Origin of the sequence: Actinocrinis sp. (assembly GCF_035946395.1) — a bacterium.
Taxonomy (GTDB): Bacteria; Actinomycetota; Actinomycetes; order Streptomycetales; family Catenulisporaceae; genus Actinocrinis.
In genome coordinates, this window is sequence record NZ_DASYZI010000447.1 from 1 (window position 1) to 14,828 (window position 14,828).

Genomic DNA, 14,828 nt, shown 5'->3' on the forward strand with positions numbered 1-14,828 from the left:
GCGAGGGTGATCTCCTCGCCGCCGGCGTAGGTGACGTTGTCCCGAGCGCCGGGGTCGCCCTCCAGGGTCGTGTCGATCACGCTGTGGTACCAGCGGGCCCAGGGGTCGCCGGGTAGGACGAAGGGCAGTTCGTCGGCGCCCGCGTGGAGCACCAGCAGGAAGCTGTCGTCGCCGATGCGCTCGCCGTGCGGGCCGCGGCCGCGGATGTCCTGGCCGGAGATGTAGACGCCGAGGCCGCTGGCCGGCGCGAACCAGTCGTCGTCGGTCATCTCCTCGCCGTCGGGGCGGAACCAGGCGATGTCCTGGAGGCCGCCGGGGTGTGCGGGCTGGCCGGAGAAGAACACGCGCTGGCGCAGGACCGGGTGGCGGCGGCGCAGGTGGATCAGGCGGCGGGTCAGGTCCAGCAGGCTGGACCACTCGCCCTTCTCCAGCAGCGCCCAGTCGACCCAGCTGGTTTCGTCGTCGAGACAGTAGGCGTTGTTGTCGCCGCCCTGCGTCCGGCCGAACTCGTCGCCCGCGGTGACCATCGGCACGCCGGTGGACAGGATCAGGGTCGCCATCAGGTTGCGGATCTGGCGGCGGCGCAGCTCGTTGAGCGCCTCGTCGTCGGACTCGCCTTCGACGCCGTAGTTGGCCGAGCGGTTGTCGTTGGTGCCGTCGCGGTTGCCCTCGCCGTGCGCCTCGTTGTGTTTGTGCTCGTAGGTGACGAGGTCGCGCAGGGTGAAGCCGTCGTGGGCGGTGACGAAGTTGATGGACGCGTAAGGGCGCCGGCCGTCGTCCTGGTAGAGGTCTGAGGAGCCGGAGAGCCGGTAGGCCAGGTCGCGCACGTCTGTGCGGGCGCCGCGCCAGAAGTCGCGGACCGTGTCGCGGAACTTGTCGTTCCACTCGGTCCACAGCGGCGGGAACTCGCCCACCTGGTAGCCGCCGTGGCCGACGTCCCATGGCTCCGCGATCAGCTTGACCTGCTGGAGCACCGGGTCTTGGGCGATGACGGTCAGGAACGAGGAGAGCTTGTCCACGTCGTGGAAGGAGCGGGCGAGCGCCGAGGCGAGGTCGAAGCGGAAGCCGTCCACACCCATCTCGGTGACCCAGTACCGCAGCGAGTCGGTGATCAGTTGCAGGACGTGCGGTTGCACGACGTTGAGCGTGTTACCGCATCCCGTGTAGTCGACGTACCGGCTGGGGTTCTTGTCGTCGAGACGGTAGTAACTCTCGTTGTCGATGCCGCGGAAGCAGAGCGTCGGTCCGGCGCCGCCGCCCTCCGCGGTGTGGTTGTAGACCACGTCGAGGATGACCTCGATCCCGGCCCGGTGCATGGCCGCGACCATTTCCTTGAACTCGCGCACCTGCCCGCCGCGCTCGCCGCGCCGGGCCGCGGCCGAGTAGGGCGCGTGCGGGGCGAAGTAGCCGATCGAGTTGTAGCCCCAGTAGTTGCCCAGGCCGCGTTCGAGCAGGTGCGGTTCGGAGACGAAATGGTGGATCGGCAGCAGTTCGACCGCGGTGACGCCGAGGTGGATCAGGTGGTCTATCACGGCCGGGTGCGCCAGGCCCGCGTAGGTGCCGCGCAGCTCGTCGGGGACGCCCGGATGGCGCATCGTGAAGCCGCGCACGTGCAGTTCGTAGATCACGCTCTCGGCCCACGGCGTGTGCGGCCGGCTGCCGGTGTTGACGTCGACGCTCCCGATGACGACGCCGTGCGGAACGTAGCGCGCCGAGTCGCGGTCGTCGCGGGCGCTCAGGTCGGCGTCCGTGCCGTGCTTGACGTGCGCGTAGATGGCGTCGTCGAGGACGAAGTCGCCTTCCAGCGCCCGCGCGTACGGGTCGAGCAGCAGTTTGTCCGGATTCCAGCGGCGGCCCCTGGCCGGATCCCACGGCCCGTACGCCCGGAAGCCGTAGCGCTGTCCGGGGCCGACGCCCGTGAGGTAGCCGTGCCATACGTGGAAGGTGGACTCGGTCAGGGCGACCCGGTTCTCGTTCCCCGAGTCGTCGAACAGGCAGACCTCGACGTCCTCGGCCCCGGCGGCCCAGAGCGCGAAGTTCACGCCCTCCCCGTCGTGGCTCGCGCCGAGCGGGTGCCAGTGGCCCGGCCACGGGCGGTCCCAGTGCTCGGCGGGCGCCGGATCGCCAGCTTGGTCGCTCATGGTGTCCATTGTGCCTTTTGACGGGCTGTGACAAAGCTCGGACGCCCGGGAATTTCGGCCGTCCGACCGGCATGGTTGGATGAACTGTGCAGGTGGGCTCCTCGAAAGCCGGTGCGCAGACAGGCGGCGGGGAGACGGCGATCCGAAGGAGTATCAGCCTTGACTGACCCGGCACAGGGCGAAGCGGCGCAGAGCAACACAGCGCGGACGGTGTGGAGCGCCGAGTACGTACGCATCGAGGTCGACGACGCGACGCCCAAGGTCGCCACGATCCGGATCGACCGGCCCAAGCTGAACCCGCTCAACGAGCAGGTCCAGGACGAGCTCAAGGCGGCGGCCGAACAGGTCAGCGCCCTCCCGCAGTGGCGTGCGGTGGTGCTTTACGGCGGGCCGAAGGTCTTCGCCGCCGGGGCCGACATCAAGGAGATGGCGGACCTCTCGTACACGGACATGGTTCGGCGCTCCGGCGCCCTACAGGACTCGTTCACGGCGATCGCCCGCATTCCGAAGCCGGTCGTCGCCGCGGTCAACGGCTTCGCCCTCGGCGGCGGCTGCGAGCTGGCACTGTGCGCCGACCTGCGGGTGGCCGCCACGGACGCCCGGTTCGGCCAGCCCGAGATCAAGCTCGGGCTGATCCCCGGAGCCGGCGGCACGCAGCGGCTGTCCCGGCTGATCGGACCGGCCAGGGCGAAGGACCTCGTCTTCACCGGCCGGCTGGTGGCCGCGGACGAGGCGCTGCAATTCGGCCTGGTCGACCGGGTCGTCGCCCCTGAAGAGGTATACCCGACGGCGCTGGCCTGGGCGGCGGAACTGGCCGACGGGCCGGCCTTCGCGCTGCGGGCGGCGAAGGAGGCGATCGACCGCGGGCTGGAGACCGATCTGGCCACCGGGCTGGAGATCGAGCGGATCCAGTTCGCCGCGCTGTTCGCGACGGAGGATCGGGCCATCGGCATGCGGTCCTTCATAGAGCAGGGACCGGGTAAGGCCGTCTTCGGCTGAGGCACGGTTGTTGTACAGCACGATTGTCGTACCGCACAGTCGTTGCGCGACGCCTGTTGTACAACAGGAGTGCCGCATGCCATACGCTGCCCAAGAGCGCACCATCCGTCTCCGACCGGGGGTCTGATGACAGAGCAGTGGGACAGGAGCCTGCCCGAGGCCGCCCGTGCTCGGATGGCCGGGATCCGCGAGACCCACACGTGGGGCTCGGCCCTGTCCACGCAGGAGTTCGCGGCGATCGAGGGAGCCGGCTTCGACCCGGTCGGCCAGGTCCTGGGCACGGCGGTGTACCACATCGGGTACGCGGGCCGTTACGGCTGCTCGGGGTCGTGGTCGTACTTCGGCGGCACCGAGGTCTCGTCCTCGTCCTGGGCGCCGTTCTCCGAGCTGGTACGGGCCATGTACACCGCGCGCTGGACGGCGCTCGGCCGCGCCGTCGCCGAGTGCCAGGCGCTGGGCGGCGACGGGATCGTCAGTGTCAAGCTGAAGGTCGGGCACTTCCCGGCGGGTGGCCTGGAGGTCACCGCCCTCGGCACCGCCGTGCGTGCGCGCTCGTCGAGGGTGCATCCGGCGAAGCCGTTCACCTCGCACGTCACCGGCCAGGAGTTCGGCAAGCTGGTGCACGCCGGGTGGATTCCCACCGGCCTGGTGCTCGGCATCTCGATAGCGACCCGGCACGACGACTGGCGCACCCGCGGACAGCTGAGCTTCATGGCGGGCAACCAGGAGGTCGACGGCTACACCCAGCTGATCAACCAGGCCCGGCACGACGCCCGCGTGCAGCTCCAGTCCGACGCCAAGCGGCAGGGCGGCGACGGCATCGTGGTGGACGAGATGGACCTGCGCATCCGGGAGCGGGAGTGCCCCTCCTACGAGAACCAGCGCGACCACATCGCCGAGGTCGTCATCCTCGGCACGTCGATCGCGCGCTTCGACCGTTCGCCCGGCCACGCCGGGCCGAAGCCACTGACCATCATGACGCTGAATCGGGAGCGCTGACGATGACCGACCAGTCCATCGACCGGGGAGCGGGCGACGGCGACCTGGTCGCCCAGGGGGTGCCCGAGGACGCCATGCGCCGGCTGGCCCAGCTCAAGCCAGGCAAGGGCTCGATCTTCACCTCCGACCTGTCGGTGAACGAGTTCCTGCTGGTGCGCGAGGCCGGGTTCCGCCCGCTCGGCCTGGTGCTCGGCTCCTCGATCTACCATGTCGGCCTGCAACTCGGCCGCTGGTCGAAGAACCAGGAGATGACCACGCTGTCCCAGGCCATGTACCACGCCTGGGAGCTGGCGATGAGCCGGATGGAGGCGGAGGCCAGCGCGCTGGGCGCGGACGGCATCGTCGGGGTGCGCCTTGAGGTGGAGTTCAAGGAGTTCGGCAACGACATCGCCGAGTTCATCGCGGTGGGCACCGCGGTCAAGGCGGACGGAGCCGACCCCGGGCCGCACGGCCACTGGCGCAACAACAAGAACAAGCCGTTCACCTCGGACCTGTCCGGCCAGGACTTCTGGACGCTGATCCGCGCCGGGTACGCGCCGCTGGACATGGTGATGGGCACCTGCGTCTACCACGTCGCGCACCAGCGGTTCGCCCAGGTGATCGGCAACACCGGCCGCAACGTCGAGATCGAGCAGTTCACCCAGGCGCTCTACGACGCGCGCGAGCTGGCGATGAGCCGGATGCAGGCCGAGGCCGAGGCGCTGGACGCGGAGGGCATCGTCGCCGTCCAACTGCGGCAGCACTCGCACACCTGGGGTTCGCACACCACCGAGTTCTTCGCCATCGGCACCGCCGTGCGCCCGCTGCGCGCGGATCACGTCATCGACCGCCCGACGATGGTGCTGAGCCTCGATGCCTGACGAGCTGGTCCCTGTCGGCGACGCCGGCGGCGATGACGGCATGGACGTGGAACTGCTGGCCGCGGCGCTGCGCCGGGACAGCGCCGACCTGGACCTCTACGCGAAGGTCCTGTCGGTCAACCTGGTCGACTCGCTGCCGTCGGACGCGGTCCGGGTCGAGCGCAAGCGCACCATGGCCGACCGGATGGCCGGACGCGAGGGCGCGGTGACGAACCTCGACGTGGCACTCGGCGAACTGCGCCTGGCGCTGCGCATCGACCGGGGCCGGATCGTCGGCGAGGTCTGCAAGGAGGTGCGCGGGATCGTGCTCTCGCGCCGTCAGGTCGGCCTGGACGAGTGGATCGCCGCACTCGCCCAGGCGCTGGCCGAGACGGCCGCCTCCAGTGCTCGCGCCCGTGAGGCGCTGGAGCGGTTCCTGACCTGAGGCCGTGTCACATGTCGTTGTCTCACGTGTCGCGGTGTCACATGTCGCTGTGTCACGTGTCGCGGTGAAGGCGCGTCAGAACCCGGCGGGCTCGGTGTACGTGCCGTAGACGTCCTTGAGTACGCCGCAGATCTCGCCGAGGGTCGCCTCGGCGCGTGACGCGTCGAGCATCGGCGGGATGAGGTTCACCCCGTCGCGCGCCGCCGCCTCGCGCAGCGTCGCGAGCTTGGCGCGGACGGCGGCGTCGTCCCGCTTCGCGCGGCGCTCGCCGAGCACGCGGTTCTGTTCGACCTCGACCTCGTGCGATACGCGCAGGATCTCCAGCGGCGCCTCGATGGTCTCGGTGTGCGCGTTCACGCCGACGATCCGCTTGTCGCCCTTCTCGACCGTCTGCTGGTACCGGAACGAGGCCTCGGCGATCTGGCCGGTGAAGTAGGCCTCGTCGATGCCGCGCAGCAGGCCGGAGGTCACCGTGCCGTCCCGGCCGAGGTCCTTGATCTGCTGGAAGATCGCCTCGGCGTCGGCTTCGATCTTGTCGGTCAGCGCCTCGACGTACCAGGAGCCGCCGAGCGGGTCGGCGACGTTGGCCGCGCCGGTCTCCTCCAGGATCACCTGCTGCGTGCGCACGGCGATCTCGGCGGCCTTGGCCGAGGGCAGCGCGAGCACCTCGTCGAGCGCGTTGGTGTGCAGCGAGTTGGTCCCGCCGAGCACGGCCGCCAGCGCCTCGATCGCGGTGCGCACGATGTTGTTCTCGGGCTGCTGCGCGGTCAGCGAGACCCCGGCGGTCTGGGTGTGGAAGCGCAGCCACTGCGCCTTTGCGGTTTTCGCGCCGTACACGTCGCGCATCCAGCGCGCCCAGATCCGGCGGGCGGCCCGGAACTTGGCGATCTCCTCGAAGAAGTCGATGTGCGCGTCGAAGAAGAAGGAGAGCCCGGGCGCGAACACGTCGACGTCGAGGCCCCGGGACAGGCCGAGCTCGACGTATCCGAAGCCGTCCGCGAGTGTGTACGCGAGTTCCTGTGCGGCCGTCGACCCGGCCTCGCGGATGTGGTAGCCGGAGACCGACAGCGGCTTGTACGCCGGGATGCCCCGCGCGCAGTACTCCATCAGGTCGCCGATCAGGCGCAGGTGCGGCTTCGGCGGGAACAGCCACTCCTTCTGCGCGATGTACTCCTTGAAGATGTCGGTCTGTAGCGTGCCGTTGAGCTTGCCGACGTCGACGCCCTGACGCTCCGCCGCGACGACGTACATACAGAAAATCGGGACGGCCGGGCCGCTGATCGTCATCGAGGTCGTGACGTCGCCGAGCGGGATGTCTGCGAACAGCACGTCCATGTCCGCGGCCGAGTCGATCGCGACGCCGCAGTGCCCTACCTCGCCGAGCGACCGCAGGTCGTCCGAGTCGCGGCCCATCAGGGTCGGCATGTCGAAGGCGACGGACAGTCCGCCGCCGCCGGCCGCGAGGATCGCCCGGAAGCGCTCGTTGGTCTGCGCCGCGTTGCCGAAGCCGGCGAACTGGCGGATGGTCCACGGCCGTCCGCGGTAGCCGGTCGGATAGAGCCCGCGGGTGTACGGGTACTCGCCCGGCCAGCCGATCCGCTCGAAGCCCGGGACGGCAGAGCCCGGCGGCGGGCCGTAGACGGCTTCGGTCTCCTCGCCGGAGATCGTGGTGGTGTCACGGTCGGTCTTCGGCGCCTTGCCATAGGCAGCCTGCCAACGTTCCCGGCCCGCGGTGATGCTCGCGTCATCCATGGGATCAAAGTACTAGGACGTCCTACTACCTGTCGATCCGCCGCTCGGACACCGACGGAGTCGAGGAGGCAGCAGTGTTTGAAACGGCAGTACGGCGGTGTCGTGAGAACGACTGCGTCAGGAGGCGGCTGCCGGGGCGCGGCAGCCGTCAGTGCAGCATGTCGTCCAGTGCCGTGTCCGCCGGCTCGGTGAAGTCGCCGGCCGCGTGGCGCAGGTCGCGCAGCACGTCGAACAGCGTGCGGTGCTGCTCGGTGTCCAGCGCGCCGAGGCCGAACTCCGCCGCCATCAGGTCGGCCGTCGCCTTCTCCACCACGTCGCGGCCCTCGGGCGTGATCTCGGCCAGCACGCCGCGGCCGTCCTCCGGGTTCGGCTTGCGCTCGACCAGGCCGGAGCGGGCCAGCCGGTCCACGATGTTGGTGACCGAGGTCGGATGGACCTGGAGCCGCTCGCCTATCTTCGACAGCGGCAGCGAGCCGCGGCGGCTGAACGTGAGCAGTACCAGCGCCTCGTAGCGTGCGAAGGTCAGATTATAGGGCCGGACTATCGCGTCCACCTCGGCCAGCACCAGTTGGTGCGCGCGCATCAGCGAGGTGACCGCGAGCATCGAGGTGGAGGCGCCCCAGCGGCGCTCCCACAGCTCGAAGGCCCGCTGTACCGGGTCGAACGGCAGCCCGCCCTGGCTCGACTGGTTCGCCATCGGACCCGTCCCTCTCCTCGCGTCTGCTCATGCGCACGGCGGCCCCGGGCCGCCCGCGGGCGGATCAGCCTTCGAGCTTCGAGCGGTCGCGCACCGCCCCGGTGGCCGCCGAGGTCGCCAGGTGCGCGTAGGCCTTGAGCGCCAGTGAAACCGGGCGGTCGCGGTCCTTCGGCCGGTAGCCGCCGCCGGCCTCCAGCGCGGCCCGGCGCTCGACCAGCACCTGATCGGTCACGTCCAGCGTAATCGAGCGGTCCCGGATGTCGATCGCGATTTCGTCGCCGTCCTCGATCAGCGCGATCGCGCCGCCCGAGGCGGCCTCGGGGGAGATGTGCCCGATCGAGAGCCCGGAGGTGCCGCCGGAGAACCGGCCGTCGGTGATCAGCGCGCATTTCGCGCCGAGGCCCCTGCCCTTGAGGAACGCGGTCGGGTACAGCATCTCTTGCATCCCCGGGCCGCCCTTCGGGCCCTCGTACCGGATCACCACGACGTCGCCCTCGGTGATCCGGCCGCCGAGGATCGCCTCGACCGCGTCCTCCTGCGACTCGAATACCCGCGCCGGGCCGCGGAAGGTCCAGATCGACTCCGCGACGCCCGCCGTCTTCACCACCGCGCCGTCGGCCGCGATGTTGCCCCACAGCACGGCGAGCCCGCCGTCCTTCGTGTACGCGTGCGGGATCGAGCGGACGCAGCCCTGCTCCGCGTCGGTGTCGAGCGAGGACCAGCGGTTGCCGGTCGAGAAGGGCTCGGTCGTGCGCACGCCGCCGGGGGCCGCGTGGAAGAGTTCGAACGCCGCGTCGTCCGCCTTGCCGCCGCGCACGTCCCACCGCTCCAGCCAGGCGTCGAGCGTCGGCGAGTGCACCGCGTGCACCGACTCGTCGAGCAGGCCGCCGCGGTGCAGTTCGCCCAGGATGGCCGGGATGCCGCCGGCTCGGTGCACGTCCTCCATGTAGTACGTCTTGCTCAGCGAGGCCCGGTTCGGCGCGACCTTGGTGATGCACGGCACCCGGCGGCTGGTCGCGTCGATCTCCTTGAGCCCGAAGCCGACCCCGGCCTCCTGCGCGGCGGCCAGCAGGTGCAGCACCGTGTTGGTGGAGCCGCCCATCGCCACGTCCAGGGCCATCGCGTTGCCGAAGGCGGCCGGCGTGGCGATCGAGCGGGGGAGCACCGACTCGTCGTCGTCCTCGTAGTAACGCTTCGTCAGTTCCAGGACGAGGCTGCCGGCGCGCTCGAACAGGTCGCGCCGCTTGGTGTGCGTGGCCAGCACCGAGCCGTTGCCCGGCAGGCCGAGGCCCAGCGCCTCGATGAGGCAGTTCATCGAGTTCGCCGTGAACATGCCGGAACACGATCCGCAGGTGGGGCAGGCGGAGCGCTCGATGGTGCCGAGGGTCTCGTCGGAGACGTGCTCGTCGGCGGCCGCGGACATCGCGTCGATCAGGTCGAGCTTGGTGATCTCGTCCGCGCTCATCGCGACGCCGTCGCGACTGTGAACCACTGTTCCGCCCGGGGCGCGCAGGTGCGCCTGGCCGGCCTCCATCGGGCCGCCGGAGACGAAGACGGTCGGGATGTTGAGGCGCAGCGCGGCCATCAGCATGCCCGGGGTGATCTTGTCGCAGTTGGAGATGCAGACCAGCGCGTCCGCGCAGTGCGCGTTGACCATGTACTCGACCGCGTCGGCGATCAGCTCGCGGGAGGGCAGCGAGTAGAGCATGCCGCCGTGGCCCATCGCGATGCCGTCGTCGACTGCGATGGTGTTGAACTCCTTGGACACGCCGCCGGACCTGGCGACCGACTCGGCCACGATCTCGCCCACGTTGCGCAGGTGGACATGCCCGGGGACGAACTGGGTGAAGGAGTTCGCGATCGCGACGATCGGCTTGCCGAAGTCCGCCTCGGCCATCCCGGTGGCCCGCCAGAGCGCCCGCGCGCCCGCCATGTTCCGCCCGTGAGTCGAGGTGCGTGACCGCAGTGCCGGCATGGTTGGCTCCTTGCTCGTGCTCGTCGTGGCTTGTCGGACTCGGCCATCATGGCTCTTCGAACTTGACCATGGCCTTGTGGGCGGTTGTAGGCTCGCCCGCTGCTGCGCGTCGGCCGACCCTGCGCCGCGGGTCGCGACCGGTTCGAAGAGTGGCCATCGTCCGCTGGTCGCTCGGGATTCTCCCACCATGTCACGGGCCCGAGCCAGGCATCCCACGTTATGGGACACACACGCACGCAAGCGGTCTACTCTGTGTGGCCATGGATTGGAACAGGCGTCACTGCGCGCGTCGTGGCCACGTGCTCTACGAGCCCACCGAGCCCGAGTACCGCGACCGCGTCCACACCGGCACGGCGCTTGGTCCGGCGTGGCGGTGCCTGCGGTGCGGTGACTTCGTGCTGGCCGCGCCGAAGGCCTCAGGACCGGCGGCGCACGCCCCGGTGGTGCCGCGTGGCAAGGCGCTGCGCTCGATCATGATCATGCGGCTGCTCGCGCTGGAACGGATATTCCGCTTCCTGCTGGTCGGTGGCGTGGCGTACGCGGTGTGGCGGTTCGAGAACTCGCAGGCGGCGCTCTCCCAGCTCTTCGAGCAGGACGTGACCGTGCTGCGTCCGGTGGCCAGGCATTGGGGCTACGACCTGGACCACTCCTCGATCGTGGACTTCATCCGCAAGAGCTTCGACTACAAGCACTCGACGCTGACCGTGGTCGCGATCCTGCTGGGCGCCTACGCGTTGATCGAGTTGATCGAGGCGGTCGGTCTGTGGCTGGCGAAGCGCTGGGGCGAGTACTTCGCCGTGGTGGCGACCGCGGCGTTCCTGCCCATCGAGGTCTACGAGATCGTCGACAAGCAGTCCCTGTTCAAGATCGGGACGCTGGTGCTCAACGTGCTCGCCGTGCTCTACCTGCTGCTGGCGAAGCGGCTGTTCGGCCTGCGCGGCGGACGTGCCGCCGTCGAGCGTGAGCTGCACAGCGCCTCGCTGCTTGAGGTCGAGGCGGCGGCGGGAGACGCGGCGGCAGAATCGGCAGCGCAACCGCCGACGACCGAGGCCGACGAGGCTGAAGCCGGCATGCGCGTCGCTGCCGAGGCCGGTGCCGACGCGGAGGTCGAGCGCACCGTCTAGACCACTTGTATAGACCGTTTGCCAACATCTGAACCGCTCTAGACGCCGTCTAGAGCGCGGTGCCGTCTAAGGTTTCCTGTGGATAGTGGGAAGCAAGAACGGGGATGTGGGCGTTGTGTCTACGCATGGAATATTTAGGATTCAACTAATAGACGGTACCCTGGAGATATGAACGACCCCGCCCCGCGCTGGCTCAGCGATGCCGAACAGCGGACGTGGCGTGCCTGGCTTGAGGTGATGCGGCTGCTCCCGGCGAAGCTTGAGGACCGGCTGCACGAGCGCCACTCCCTCAACCTCACCGACTATCAGGTCCTGGTCGAGCTGTCCGAGTCCGAGGAGGGCAGGCTGCGGATGACCGAACTGGCCAACCGCACCTCGCTGTCCAAGAGCCGGCTCTCACACCAGATCGGCCGCATGGAGAAGGCCTCGCTGGTCGAGCGGCAGGAGTGCCCCTCGGACCGGCGCGGGGCCTTCGCCGTGATCACCGACCAGGGCTGGGCGCTGCTGCGCGAGGCCGCGCCCGGACACGTGGAGGACGTGCGCGAGCTGTTCATCGACCTGATGTCCGCGGACGAGGTGGCCATCGTCGGCGCGGCGATGGGCATCATCGCCGAGAAGCTGCGGCAGTCGCCGGGCATCGGCTGCGCCAACGCCGCCGCCGAGATCCGGGATGCAGCAGGCGAGGGCCCGGCGGACGACCTCGTCGCGGGCTGACCGGGCTGCCGGCCCGGCGGATCAACCGCTCGGATCAGGCGAAGCGGATGAGGGAGAGCAGGCCGACCACCGCGCAGTAGATGGCGAACGGCGTGAGCGTCCTGGTCTCGAAGTAGCGCACCAGGAAGCGTACCGAGACATACGCGGCGCCGAACGCCACCAGCGAGCCCGCGATCGCCGGCCCGACGATGCCCGAGTTCTCCGGCTTGGCCAGCTCCGGCAGCTTGTACACGCCCGCCCCGAGGATCGCCGGGGTGGCCAGCAGGAAGGCGAAGCGGGCCGCGTCCTCGTGGTGCAGGCCCTTGAAGATGCCGCCGACGATCGTCGCCCCGGACCTGCTCAGGCCCGGGAAGAGGCCGAGGATCTGCGCCGCGCCGATCTGCGCCGCGGTGGACCGGTCCATCCGGGCCAGCCGGACGTCACTGGCGATCGACGGCGGCAGTTCCCGGCCGTGCCGGTCCAGCTCCCGCTGCGGTTCGGACCTCGCGGCGCTCTGCTTGCGGCGTGATCCGCCGCTGGCCATGGCCGCCGTCGCGCCGCGCTCGCCGCGCCGTCCGTCGCCGTCCGCGGTCTCGGCGGACCGGGCCGGCCCGCCGCGCAGCCGCTCGGCTGCGTACAGCAGGCCACCGTTGAAGATCAGGAACACCGCGGCCCAGGACGGCTTGCCCAGATGCTCGCGCAGCAGCTTGTCCAGGATGAGGCCGGCGATGCCGACCGGGATGGTGCCGATGATCAGAACCCAGGCCAGCTTCTCGTACGGCGTGCTGATCCGCTTGTTCTGGACCGAGCTGATCAGGCCCTTGACGATGCGGACCCAGTCGTGCCAGAAGAACAGGATCAGCGCGGCGGCCGTGGCCACGTGCAGCGCCACGATCAGCGCCAGGTACGGCGACTGTTTGGCCGTCATGTCCATCGTGCTCGCCCAGCTGCCGCCGAGCCACGCGGGGATCAGCACCGCGTGCCCGAGGCTGGAGACCGGGAACAGCTCGCTCACGCCCTGGACCAGGCCGATGACGATGGCTTCGAAGTACGACACAGTCCCGGACAAGGCTCAACCCCTGCTGACACTCGGTGTGATGCGTCCCACTAGACCGGGGACCACCCGGCAACAATAGTCACTTCGCCAGGCCGTCCGGTGCCCGGTACCAGGAGTCCAGCGTCTCCGGCGGCACGCCCATCGCGGCCGCGACGAGCTCCCACGGCATCGGGTCCAGACCACCGGCCGCCAGCCCGACCACCTCGCGCAGCATCGCGTCCACCACACGGCGCGCCTTGACCAGCGAAGCCAATGCATTGTCATATTTGCTGCGGTCGACCTCGCGGATCGTCATCGGCAGCCAGCCGTTGATCATGCCGATGAACTGCCGGCGCAGATCCTGGTCGAGCTCACCGGGAATTGTGACAGAACCGTCGCACCGCACCTCGGCCAGCAGCACCCCCTGCGCGTCGCGCAGCACCGCTCGCACCGCCTGATAGCTCTGATATCGGTGCATGGTCGCGCCGAACTGGTCCACGGTCGCCACCTGCTCGGCGAAGTCCCGCAGCCGCGGGGCCACCGACGCGGCGTATGTGCGGAACGACTCGCTGGCCATCGAACCGCCGCCGTCGACCAGCGCGTGCGGCGCTTCCACGACCTCCACCCCGGCGGTCGCCCATCGGCTGACGCCGGACTGCTGGTCCAGCACCACGACGTCGTAGTCGATCCGATCGGGACGGTAGAAACGGGTCATTGTGGACGCCCCCACCCAGGCTAGGTCTGTCCGAGCACTCGTTACCCATCGATCGTCTGAGCTGTCGACCCTTGCTGTAAGGATCCCTTTCTCGCAGGCCGAACCGAACACGGGGTGAATGGCGGGCGACGGGCCGCCGACCCTTGGCGGCCGGAAGCGGGTGGGGCCGGCGCGCCTATCGACCGAGCGTACGAAGCGGAGTGCGGGTACGAACGGGGCGATCAGCGGGCGAAGGCGGCCGACAGCCGGATACGGGAGCCCGCGCCGCCGAGGCCGGTCGGCGCCGGACCGTTGAGCGTGACGCGCAGCGAGCCGTCACGGCCGCGGTCGGCATACCCTTCGAGCCGGGCGACCTCGTCGGGTCCGGCGTCGTCGCCGAGCGCCGAGACGATCAGCTCCACGGCGAACCGGCGATTGCCCAGCGCCGTGACTTCGGCGATCGTTAGCCGCACCGAGCGCGTCTTGTCGACGGCGACGGCGATCTCACCGACCGTCAGATGTACCGGGTCGCCGACGATGAGCGCCCCGGAGACCAGTGGGAGCGCTCTCACGCGGTCTCGGCGCGCCAGCAGCTTCCGGGTGAACCCCGTGGTGAGCGCGCGGGTGCCCGCGCGTGGCAGGGTCTGCACTCCGCCGCCCGGGACGAGCGACCAGCGCCCCCGGACGGTCACGGCACGCCTGTTCCCGTGGATGCCGAAATCCGGCAGGTCCAGCGCTGTCACGACGCACCTCCGCAGCCGAGCCGGGCAGAGCGGCACGTCGCGCGCCGAGTCGCTCCCGCCCTCGGCCGCGGCACGTCCAGTCTGCGCACGACTCCTTACAGGCCCCTGATATCTGGTGGACAGGCGCCGCCGGGAGCCAGGACGATCCGGGGACCGCGTGCCGGATTCCGTACCCTTCTCCGAACTCGCTGCCGAGCCAGGCGATCCCGGTCGTTCCCGGCGGCTTCTCCTGCTACACCAATGTCCCGCAGCTTCCTGTGTTCAAGCTAAAAACGCGGTAAGGGCGTGGTGTGACTTAGTGGCTTAGTGGGGCGCTAGGGTGCGCGGGTTGGTGGCCGACGGTGTTGTTCATGCGGCTGGTGCTGTGTGTGCTTGCGGGTCGAGAGCCGAGCGTGGCAAGGCGGAGGAGGGAGTCGCAGTGCCACGCGGCGTCAGCCGCACCAACGACACTGCGCGGCGATCGATGACGCGGCGACCGATGACAATGTGACCAGGCGACGGCCATCGGCACGCGAGCCTGGCCACCGGCCCGCGCACCCTTTACGTGCGGCGCAGGGTCAGGTTTCGGCCAGGTTGTGCGCGAACCGGTCGCGTGCGGCCGACCAGTGGTCCTTGTCGAACTTGCCGGAGCCCAGCGCGTCGGCCGCCTCGTAGCCCATCACCATCGCGTGGTGGGTGTTGTCCGGAGTGA

13 protein-coding genes are annotated in these 14,828 nt (G+C 69.8%); 6 read left to right on the top strand and 7 right to left on the bottom strand.

The features are described from left to right. Window positions 1-2,141 (bottom strand): glycogen debranching protein GlgX (gene glgX, locus VGS97_RS28455; protein WP_326856766.1); only part of this gene is annotated, 2,141 nt, incomplete at its 3' end. Between the two features lie 210 nt (window positions 2,142-2,351). Here glgX and VGS97_RS28460 point away from each other — a divergent pair. The 4 genes from VGS97_RS28460 to VGS97_RS28475 all read left to right on the top strand — a co-directional run bounded on the left by VGS97_RS28460 (window position 2,352) and on the right by VGS97_RS28475 (window position 5,423). Beyond that, a complete protein-coding gene (locus tag VGS97_RS28460) occupies window positions 2,352-3,140 on the top strand; it encodes an enoyl-CoA hydratase/isomerase family protein (RefSeq protein ID WP_414641868.1) in 789 nt (262 codons plus the stop codon). 126 nt (window positions 3,141-3,266) lie between these two features. Next, window positions 3,267-4,139 (top strand): heavy metal-binding domain-containing protein, encoded by an 873-nt coding sequence (locus VGS97_RS28465; RefSeq protein ID WP_326856768.1) that lies wholly within the window; start codon window positions 3,267-3,269, stop codon window positions 4,137-4,139. A 74-nt stretch (window positions 4,140-4,213) separates the two neighbouring features. Then, the gene (locus VGS97_RS28470; protein WP_349262301.1) at window positions 4,214-4,999 is read left to right on the top strand and encodes a heavy metal-binding domain-containing protein; all 786 of its coding nucleotides are present in this window, start codon (window positions 4,214-4,216) and stop codon (window positions 4,997-4,999) included. Continuing rightward, window positions 4,992-5,423 carry a hypothetical protein gene (locus VGS97_RS28475; protein ID WP_326856770.1) on the top strand — a complete coding sequence of 144 codons (432 nt, stop codon included), beginning with the start codon at window positions 4,992-4,994 and terminating at the stop codon, window positions 5,421-5,423. Before VGS97_RS28470 ends, VGS97_RS28475 begins: the two co-directional genes overlap by 8 nt. A gap of 75 nt (window positions 5,424-5,498) precedes the next feature. On the opposite strand, the gene VGS97_RS28480 is transcribed toward VGS97_RS28475, so the two are convergent. The 3 genes from VGS97_RS28480 to ilvD all read right to left on the bottom strand — a co-directional run bounded on the left by VGS97_RS28480 (window position 5,499) and on the right by ilvD (window position 9,847). Then, window positions 5,499-7,175, bottom strand: coding sequence for an acyl-CoA mutase large subunit family protein (locus VGS97_RS28480; protein ID WP_326856771.1), 1,677 nt, complete (start codon window positions 7,173-7,175; stop codon window positions 5,499-5,501). A 148-nt stretch (window positions 7,176-7,323) separates the two neighbouring features. After that, the gene (locus VGS97_RS28485; protein ID WP_326856772.1) at window positions 7,324-7,872 is read right to left on the bottom strand and encodes a MarR family transcriptional regulator; all 549 of its coding nucleotides are present in this window, start codon (window positions 7,870-7,872) and stop codon (window positions 7,324-7,326) included. A 64-nt stretch (window positions 7,873-7,936) separates the two neighbouring features. Then, a complete protein-coding gene (gene ilvD / locus VGS97_RS28490) occupies window positions 7,937-9,847 on the bottom strand; it encodes a dihydroxy-acid dehydratase (protein ID WP_326856773.1) in 1,911 nt (636 codons plus the stop codon). A gap of 254 nt (window positions 9,848-10,101) precedes the next feature. Here ilvD and VGS97_RS28495 point away from each other — a divergent pair, with 254 nt between their 5' ends. Then, window positions 10,102-10,971, top strand: coding sequence for a DUF2127 domain-containing protein (locus VGS97_RS28495; RefSeq protein WP_349262299.1), 870 nt, complete (start codon window positions 10,102-10,104; stop codon window positions 10,969-10,971). A gap of 168 nt (window positions 10,972-11,139) precedes the next feature. Beyond that, a complete protein-coding gene (locus VGS97_RS28500) occupies window positions 11,140-11,685 on the top strand; it encodes a MarR family winged helix-turn-helix transcriptional regulator (RefSeq protein ID WP_326856775.1) in 546 nt (181 codons plus the stop codon). Between the two features lie 34 nt (window positions 11,686-11,719). On the opposite strand, the gene VGS97_RS28505 is transcribed toward VGS97_RS28500, so the two are convergent. The 3 genes from VGS97_RS28505 to VGS97_RS28515 form a co-directional block, all read right to left on the bottom strand. Next, window positions 11,720-12,733, bottom strand: coding sequence for an undecaprenyl-diphosphate phosphatase (locus VGS97_RS28505; protein ID WP_326856776.1), 1,014 nt, complete (start codon window positions 12,731-12,733; stop codon window positions 11,720-11,722). 67 nt (window positions 12,734-12,800) lie between these two features. Then, window positions 12,801-13,415: a hypothetical protein gene (locus VGS97_RS28510; RefSeq protein WP_326856777.1), complete on the bottom strand. Its 615-nt coding sequence runs from the start codon at window positions 13,413-13,415 to the stop codon at window positions 12,801-12,803. A gap of 221 nt (window positions 13,416-13,636) precedes the next feature. Then, a complete protein-coding gene (locus VGS97_RS28515; RefSeq protein WP_326856778.1) occupies window positions 13,637-14,137 on the bottom strand; it encodes a hypothetical protein in 501 nt (166 codons plus the stop codon). Window positions 14,138-14,828: the final 691 nt, after the last annotated feature.

Bases quoted from the DNA above. Each gene is read 5' to 3' on its own strand.
- VGS97_RS28465 (WP_326856768.1), top strand. From the start codon at position 3,267: ATGACAGAGCAGTGGGACAGGAGCCTGCCCGAGGCCGCCCGTGCTCGG.
- VGS97_RS28470 (WP_349262301.1), top strand. From the start codon at position 4,214: ATGCGCCGGCTGGCCCAGCTCAAGCCAGGCAAGGGCTCGATCTTCACC.
- VGS97_RS28475 (WP_326856770.1), top strand. From the start codon at position 4,992: ATGCCTGACGAGCTGGTCCCTGTCGGCGACGCCGGCGGCGATGACGGC.
- VGS97_RS28480 (WP_326856771.1), bottom strand. From the start codon at position 7,175: ATGGATGACGCGAGCATCACCGCGGGCCGGGAACGTTGGCAGGCTGCC.
- VGS97_RS28485 (WP_326856772.1), bottom strand. From the start codon at position 7,872: ATGGCGAACCAGTCGAGCCAGGGCGGGCTGCCGTTCGACCCGGTACAG.
- ilvD (WP_326856773.1), bottom strand. From the start codon at position 9,847: ATGCCGGCACTGCGGTCACGCACCTCGACTCACGGGCGGAACATGGCG.
- VGS97_RS28500 (WP_326856775.1), top strand. From the start codon at position 11,140: ATGAACGACCCCGCCCCGCGCTGGCTCAGCGATGCCGAACAGCGGACG.
- VGS97_RS28510 (WP_326856777.1), bottom strand. From the start codon at position 13,415: ATGACCCGTTTCTACCGTCCCGATCGGATCGACTACGACGTCGTGGTG.